The 7,235-nt window shown below is 60.0% G+C and carries 6 protein-coding genes; 1 reads left to right on the top strand and 5 read right to left on the bottom strand.

Annotated elements, in window-relative coordinates:
• From obgE to ACIREA_RS22525, 3 genes are all read right to left on the bottom strand, one after another.
• Nucleotides 1-724: GTPase ObgE (gene obgE, locus ACIREA_RS22535; RefSeq protein ID WP_397384604.1), on the bottom strand; the 724-nt coding region annotated here is incomplete at its 3' end.
• A gap of 58 nt (nt 725-782) precedes the next feature.
• Nucleotides 783-2,606, bottom strand: a complete 1,824-nt coding sequence (locus ACIREA_RS22530) for a hypothetical protein (protein ID WP_397384603.1) — start codon at nt 2,604-2,606, stop codon at nt 783-785.
• A gap of 86 nt (nt 2,607-2,692) precedes the next feature.
• On the bottom strand, nt 2,693-3,814 hold the full coding sequence (locus ACIREA_RS22525) for a citrate synthase (protein ID WP_397384602.1): 1,122 nt from the start codon (nt 3,812-3,814) through the stop codon (nt 2,693-2,695).
• 170 nt (nt 3,815-3,984) lie between these two features.
• Here ACIREA_RS22525 and ACIREA_RS22520 point away from each other — a divergent pair, with 170 nt between their 5' ends.
• Nucleotides 3,985-4,467, top strand: coding sequence for a low molecular weight protein-tyrosine-phosphatase (locus ACIREA_RS22520; protein ID WP_397384601.1), 483 nt, complete (start codon nt 3,985-3,987; stop codon nt 4,465-4,467).
• Here the strand turns inward: ACIREA_RS22520 and ACIREA_RS22515 are convergent.
• Nucleotides 4,453-6,054, bottom strand: coding sequence for an NAD(P)/FAD-dependent oxidoreductase (locus tag ACIREA_RS22515; protein ID WP_397384600.1), 1,602 nt, complete (start codon nt 6,052-6,054; stop codon nt 4,453-4,455). The two genes, ACIREA_RS22520 and ACIREA_RS22515, sit on opposite strands and share 15 nt — an antisense overlap.
• 54 nt (nt 6,055-6,108) lie before the next feature.
• Complete coding sequence (locus ACIREA_RS22510; RefSeq protein WP_397384599.1) at nt 6,109-7,059, bottom strand: hypothetical protein; 951 nt, start codon at nt 7,057-7,059, stop codon at nt 6,109-6,111.
• Between the last annotated feature and the right edge of the window lie 176 nt (nt 7,060-7,235).

Here is a 7,235-nt window from a genome sequence, read left to right as displayed (position 1 = left end):
AATCATGGCCGAGGCCGATGTTCTCGTGGGCGCCTTCGATGAGCCCGGGAATGTCCGCCAGGGTGCCTCGGCGATTGGGGCCGAACTCAATGACGCCGACCATCGGCTGCAGCGTGGTGAAGGGATAATTGGCGATCTTCGGCTTGGCGGCGCTCAGCTTGGAGAGCAGCGTGGATTTGCCCGCGTTGGGCGCGCCGACGAATCCGGCATCCGCGATGCTGCGGAGTTCGAAGTGGAAGTCACCTTCCTCACCGGGGGTGCCGGGGGTAAATTCACGCGGAGCCTGATGCGTGGAAGTCTTGAAATGCACGTTCCCCTTCCCGCCTTTGCCGCCTTTGCAGAGCACGTAGGTGGAATTGGTCTCAGTCAGGTCGGCCACGGGTTCGTAGCGCGTGACGAGTTCGTTGGTTTCGTTGTCGTATTCCTGAGTGACGCGGCTGATGAGGGTGCCCGGCGGCACTTTGTACACCACATCCTTGCCACTGCGGCCGGAGCACTGGGTGGCACCGCCCTTGGCACCGTCCTCGGCGATGAGCTTGCTGTTGAAAACGTAATTGCGGAGGCTGTCCGTGCTGGGATCCACCAGCAGGATGAGGCTGCCCCCGTTCCCGCCGTCGCCGCCGTCGGGGCCGCCTTTGGGACGAAATTTACCGCGATGAAAATGGGCGCTGCCATCGCCGCCTTTTCCGGCGCGCGCATGAACTTTGATTTGATCGACAAACATGTGACGGTCCAGTTAACCGGGGATGGGCACGGGAGCAAGGGTTAGCTTCATGTCCCTGCTACTGCGCGGCAGCTTCCCTGTCTCCGCCGACAACCTTGGCTGGAACGGGGTAGAAAAGCTGCATGGCGCGGCGGATCTGCGGACTTTTCAGGCTGGCCGCATAGATGGCGTCCGGGATTTTCCGGTTTTTGGCAAACAAATGGTAGGCGCTGAGAGCCTCAAAGCCGGCATTCAGCGAACCTTCCATCGGCAGGTAGCTGCGGCCATCGACGTTGAGATTCTCGACCATGCCCCAAGGCGGGAAGTAGCTGGCCTTCTCCATGCGTTCGAGCAGGTCATACGTCTCCTGTGCCTGCGGATTCAGCGTCGAAGACATCAGGATGTAGTGCGGGTGGATGAGCTTTTGATCCGGCAGATCGACGCCACCCACGTAGTAGCCGTTCCCCGCCTCATTTTCGCCGGCAGAGAAACCGTAGATGCCGTTGCGTGCGGCATGGGACTGGGGCCAGCGTTTGGGAATGTAGGCCAGCTGCGCGCCCAGCATGGAGCGGCGCACACTGAGCCAGCGAACACCGTCATGCGCATCGGGCACGTCACTGTCGAAATCGGGATGAAGCAGACTTTGCAGTTCGGTGATGAAACCGGTGCCCTGCCAGGCCTTGCCCGGAGTGCGCATGGGCGGCGGGCGGTGTTCGGGGCTTGCGATGCCTTCCATGAGCATCACCAGAGTGGTTTCGCCACCCCAGTCCTGCCAGCCATGCGGCAGGAGGGTGATGCCGTCGTCAGCAAGACCGTGCGAGAGATGGCCATCTGGCAGGTGCAGCAGATCGTAGTCGATCTCTTTGATCTGCAGGATCAGGTCCTCGGCCACAGCCGGGACATCCAGCATGATCGCTGCCTGCAGCATGGACTGAGCGTAGATCGCCGTGTCCACCGTGCTGTATTCCGTGCCCGGATGGATGCTGTAGGCGTTCTCCCGCCCATGGCGGTGCACAAAATGGGGCAGCAGGCCGCGTCCGGTTTTGAGTTTCTTGACCGCCTCATGCGTGCGTGTGAGCACCCAGCGTGCGTAATCTGCCGTCACGACGCCCAACGACTCCTGCGCCGCCGCCGCCGAAGCCAGGACATACATGCCTGTGGCGGAGACGGACTCAAAAGCCCCCTCCTCAATGTGAGCGCGGTCACGCACGAAACCGGTCCCGATGGAGTAACTGCGGGCGATCTTCGCGTAGGAGGCGAGGAAAGCATAGGCATCCCAGGGAATTTGGGGCTGCTCGATGCCGAGAAACAAGCCTGACACCTTTACTTCCGCCCCAGGCTCAGCCGTCCATATGATGGTTTTTCCATCGCGCACCGACTCAGGAGCCACCGGATGCACAAACATGCGATATTGCTTCTCGTTGAGCTCTATCACCTGCGTCCAGCGCGGTTCGTCGGTGGGAGATTTGATTTCGAGCTTGATCCTGCCGCGCCCGGAGGCCCTGAGCATCACCGCAGTGACACGCGGCTGGTATCTGGCAGTGACCGGCTCGGGATAGGCATGCGTGAAATCCATCACGCGGCTCGCATTGCGCGCCTGCCCGGCCAGGCTGTGCCACATGCCCGCCCATGCATCAGGCTGCTGGCCGAGGTGGACCACGACTTCATCGGTGAGCCATTCGATCTCGTGCTCCGCCGGCCCATGGAAACCGAAGTCGGTGCCGATATGGGTGTAAGCCGTGAATGAGTTCAACCGCTTGGTGCCCGCAAGCACCTGCTGCCCTTCATCACGATGAATGAAATACTCCTGCACCGGCTGCCACACGAGACGTGTGGCAGGCTGCGCCATCACCTGCGTGCCGAGCATCACAGCGACGGCTCCGACGGTTGAAAGGAGACGCATGAAGCATCTACGTTAGTGGCAAACACAAAGTTTTGCCACCTTTGCAGCATTCAAAATTAGTCCTGCCATCCTTCGGGTCAGTCCAATCAGCGCTCGTCAATCGGCACGACCTTCTGGCCGTAAGGCTTGCCGACGTACTGGCTGAGGGGGCGGAAGAGGCGGTTTTCGCTCCACTGCTCCAGCACGTGGGCGGTCCAGCCGCTCATACGGGCGATCGCGAAGATCGGGGTGAAGAGGTCAGTCGGAATGCCAAGGCTGTAGTAAACCGTGGCGCTATAGAAGTCGACGTTCGCATTGAGGCCCTTCTGCTCGCGCATGATCTGGGCGATGCGCTCGGACATCTGGATCCACTTCGACTCACCAAGCTGGCTGGTGAGCTGGATGGCCATCTCACGCAGATGCGGAGCGCGGGGATCGAGAACCTTGTAAACGCGGTGACCGATGCCCATGATCTTCTTCTTCTGAGCCAGTGCGTCGGCGACCCAGGCGTCCACCTTGTCAGGGGAGCCGATCTCTTCGAGCATATGGATCACGCCTTCATTGGCACCACCGTGCAGCGGTCCTTTAAGGGCACCGATGGCGGCGCTGATGGCGGAGAACATGTCGCTCAAAGTCGAAGCCACGACGCGGGCGGTGAAGGTGGAGGCATTGAAACCATGCTCGGCATGCAGGATGTAGGCGATGTCGAGGGTCTTTTCGGCTTCCTTGCTCGGCACTTCGCCGTTCATCAGATAGAGGAAATGAGCGGCTTCGCTGAGATCCTTGCGCACGGGCGGCAGTTCCAGCCCCTGACGTGCACGGTGGTAGTAGGCGGCAATCACGCCGATCTGCGAAGTGAGGCGGATGGCGTTGGCCATGTTTTCGCTGACTTCGAGGTCGTAACGGCTCAAATCATAGCAGCCGAGCATCGAGACGGCGGTGCGCATGATGTCGATGGGCTTGGCGGTTTTTGGCGCGGCTTTGAGGAAATCGATGACACCCTGCGGGAGCTCACGCTCGGCACGCAGCGCCGTGGTCAGCTTGTTGAGTTCGATGCGGTTCGGGAGCTTGTTGTAGTACAGCAGGTAAACAACTTCTTCGTAGCTGACCTTGACCAGTTCATTGATGTCGTACCCACAGTAGAACAAAATGCCATCCGCTCCATTCACCTCCCCAAGACGGGTTTCGGCAGCAACGATTCCTTCAAGACCTTTGGATACAACAGACATGGGGTGGGCGTGGGGTTTAGGTTTTGGTAGCAGATAGCGTGCTCAAACTACGGCTCAACCAAAGACTCGTTAACAGAAAAAGAAATCTTCCGCTGGGGGATGCCCGGCATCCCCTGAGAACAGGAGGTGGTTTTGTTTGTGAAAAGCCTCTCGCTGGCCTAGCTCCCTCGATGGCCGCCCCTTTTCGCCTCCTTTTTGTCTGCCTGGGCAACATCTGCCGTTCACCTGCGGCAGAGGGCGTCATGCGTGCACTGGTCGAAGCTAAAGGATATGCTGATCGCGTCTCGATCCGTTCTGCGGGCACGGGTGGCTGGCATGCGGGCAAACTGCCTGATCAAAGAATGCGCACCGCAGCGCAAAATCGGGGGTACAGTCTCAATAGCCGCGCCCGGCAGGTCACGGAAAACGATTTGAGCGAGTACGACCTCGTCCTCGTCATGGACCGGCAAAACCTGCGTGACGTGCAGTCTTTTGACCGCTCATCCCAGTTCAGTTCCAAAATCCGCCTCTTCTGCGAATTCTGCACCGACCACCAGGAAAGCGAAGTGCCAGATCCTTACTATGGCGGTGAGCAGGGTTTCGAACTTGTGCTGGATCTGCTGGAAGATGGCTGCCGGGGCGTGCTAGCGCACATTCGCTCAACCCTCGCGTAAGATCGCCTCAGCCACACGCATGCCGTCAGCAGCGGCGGAGATGATGCCACCGGCGTAGCCCGCGCCTTCACCTGCTGGGTAAAAATGCTTCACACCAGTGCATTGCAGCGACTGCGCATCTCGCGGGATGCGGGCGGGTGATGAACTGCGAGTTTCCACGCCCGTGAGCACCGCTTCATCCAGGGCAAAGCCGGGCAGGTTTTTGTCGATGCGCGGAATGGCCTCTTGAATCGTCTCAATCGTGTATTCGGGCAGCACCTCGCACAAATTGGACCACACCACGCCCGGCTCATAGGATGGCAGCACCTTGCCGGGGCCGGTCGAGGCGCGTCCTGCGAGGAAATCGCCGAGCAGTTGCGCTGGGGCGTGATAGTTGCCACCACCGAGCACAAAGGCCCGGCGCTCCAGATTGCGCTGAAACTCGATGCCGCTCAGCACATCTCCGGCAGGCATGTCCTCAGGCCTCACGTCCACCATGAAGCCGCTGTTGGCATTCGATTCTTCGCGGGCGTAGCTGCTCATGCCGTTCGTCACGACCATTCCCGGCTCCGATGTGGCCGCCACGACGAGTCCGCCGGGACACATGCAGAAACTGTAGGCCGCGCGGCCCGTGCCACAATGCGCCACAAACTTGTAGGGGGCTGACCCTAGCCGCGCATCTCCGGCCCATTTGCCGTACAGGCTGCGGTCGATCAATTTCTGCGGATGCTCAATGCGCACACCGATGGAGAATGGCTTGGCCTCAAACGGCACGCCATGACGATGCAGCATGTAAAAGGTGTCCCTTGAGCTGTGGCCTATGGCGAAGATGAAGCGCGAGCCTTCGATCGTTTCGCCATCCGCGAGCGTCAACGCGCGCATCACGCCGTCTTCGATCACCACATCCGCCACGCGGGCGCCAAAACGCACCTCGCCACCCAGGGTGATGATTTCCTCACGCACATGCCGCACGACCTTGATGAGCCGGTCCGTGCCGATGTGGGGCCTGCTCTTGATCAAGATGTCCTCAGGCGCGCCTGCGGCCACCATTTCACGCAGCAGCCAGGGGATGCGGTGCTCGCGGTCCCGAATTTGTGTGTAGAGCTTGCCGTCCGAAAAGGTGCCTGCGCCGCCTTCACCAAACTGCACGTTTGATTCAGGATTGAAATCCCAGCCGCGCCGCCAGAAGCCCGTCACATCGCGTGCACGATCCCCCGCAGCCTTGCCGCGCTCCAGCAGCAGCGGCTTGAGTCCCGCACGAGCCAGCAGCAGGCCGCAGAACAAGCCGCAGGGGCCGGTGCCGACGATCACAGGCCGCGCAGAGGCCGAACGCACCACGTTTTGCGCAACCTCACTGTAGATCTCCTCCGTGGCCGGGCCGATGCGTGGATTCTTACCGATGCGCTTGAGCACGCGTGCCTCGTCTTTCACTTCGACCAGGAGCGTGAAGCTGAACTCCACATGCCCGCGCCGGGCATCAATCGCCCGCTGCTTCACCTTGAGGCTGATGATGTCCTCATCGCGGGCGCCCAGCTGCTGCACCACGGCACGACGAAGATCATCCTCTTGATGATCGACGGGAAGGAGAACCTGGGAGAGCTGAAGCATGGGTGACGGGAATTGGCGGCAGTGCCAATAGCTCACGTCAAAGCCATATCAACCCTACTTCGTGTTCGCCGCCTTCTCCTTCGGAGGCGAATACCAGCCGAAAACCTTGTCGCCATTGAACAGTTTGTGATGCTCCGGCGTCATGCCGCCGTAGTCGGCGATGACTCCGGCCTGCTCCACCGTGCCGACGCGCAGATTGGCATACACGTCGCCTTCATCGTAGAGCACATGCAGCGGATCCCGGCTGTTCAACTGCACGCCTTTGACCGGTTTGACGACGGTGAATCTCCAGGTGGTGTCGATGTGCTGAATGGAACCCAGTTCCTGGTACGTCAGCGCCTTCGGCACCTTGCTAAGATCATACTGCGCCACGTTGTTGGCACGCCATGGGTCATAGGCCGGGCTGCCAGGATTGGAGTAATCACCGGTCCAGAACCGCTGATAGGGGGTTGGATCAGGCTGCGCGGCACGGATCGCCGCAGGGGATTGCGTGACCGGGAAATTGTGGATCACTGGCAGCGGATCGATTCGGTCCGCAATTTTGCCCACGAGCGAGAACACATCACTCATCCGGCCATAAGTGAAGAATTGGTGGGAATCCATCAGCTCAGAAGTCGAAACACGGGTCTTTTTGACCGTCAGACGATGCTCATTGGCGTTGGAAAACAAATTGAAGCTCAGCAGGTAGTCGATGTCCTTGTCGAGCGCCGGCACCTTGGTGGGCGCATCCTTGGGCAGCACCAGGGTCTGAGTGCCGTTCTTGGTCTCCTCGGTGGTCAGATTGAACACCCGCATCTGCCCGCGACGCAGCAAATTGGTGCTGAGACTGTCCGCCAGCGCCCGGCCCAGATCGGGGCGGCGGGTGCCGTCCACCGTGACATCCTCGGCAAAGATCGCCACCTTGGGTCGTTGCGCGCTTTTCACGCTCCAATCACCCTCGGCGTGTATTTTGGCGGAGATGACCGTGCTCAGAAGAGCAGCCAAGGCGAAGGTGATTCGGTTCATAGACATGGCCTGTTGGAGTTCAGGCGATGTTAAAGGTTCAAAAATCGCTTGGGAAGCAAAATTTCATCCCCTCAGGGGCGTGGACCGGGACGGTTCAAAAAGGCCTCATGCTCCGTTTTTTCCAGCAGGCCGTCGTTATTTTGGTCGAGAACCTTAAAGAGCTGAGGTGAACCACT

Origin of the sequence: Prosthecobacter sp. (assembly GCF_044373815.1) — a bacterium.
In the GTDB taxonomy this organism is placed as follows: domain Bacteria; phylum Verrucomicrobiota; class Verrucomicrobiia; order Verrucomicrobiales; family Verrucomicrobiaceae; genus Prosthecobacter.
The sequence above is the reverse complement of the archived record's forward strand: the minus strand, read 5'-3'. Positions and strand labels throughout refer to the sequence as shown.

What these genes read in the sequence shown, in the direction of transcription:
- ACIREA_RS22530 (WP_397384603.1), bottom strand. Translation starts at nt 2,606, where the DNA reads ATGCGTCTCCTTTCAACCGTCGGAGCCGTCGCTGTGATGCTCGGCACG.
- ACIREA_RS22525 (WP_397384602.1), bottom strand. Translation starts at nt 3,814, where the DNA reads ATGTCTGTTGTATCCAAAGGTCTTGAAGGAATCGTTGCTGCCGAAACC.
- ACIREA_RS22520 (WP_397384601.1), top strand. Translation starts at nt 3,985, where the DNA reads ATGGCCGCCCCTTTTCGCCTCCTTTTTGTCTGCCTGGGCAACATCTGC.
- ACIREA_RS22515 (WP_397384600.1), bottom strand. Translation starts at nt 6,054, where the DNA reads ATGCTTCAGCTCTCCCAGGTTCTCCTTCCCGTCGATCATCAAGAGGAT.
- ACIREA_RS22510 (WP_397384599.1), bottom strand. Translation starts at nt 7,059, where the DNA reads ATGAACCGAATCACCTTCGCCTTGGCTGCTCTTCTGAGCACGGTCATC.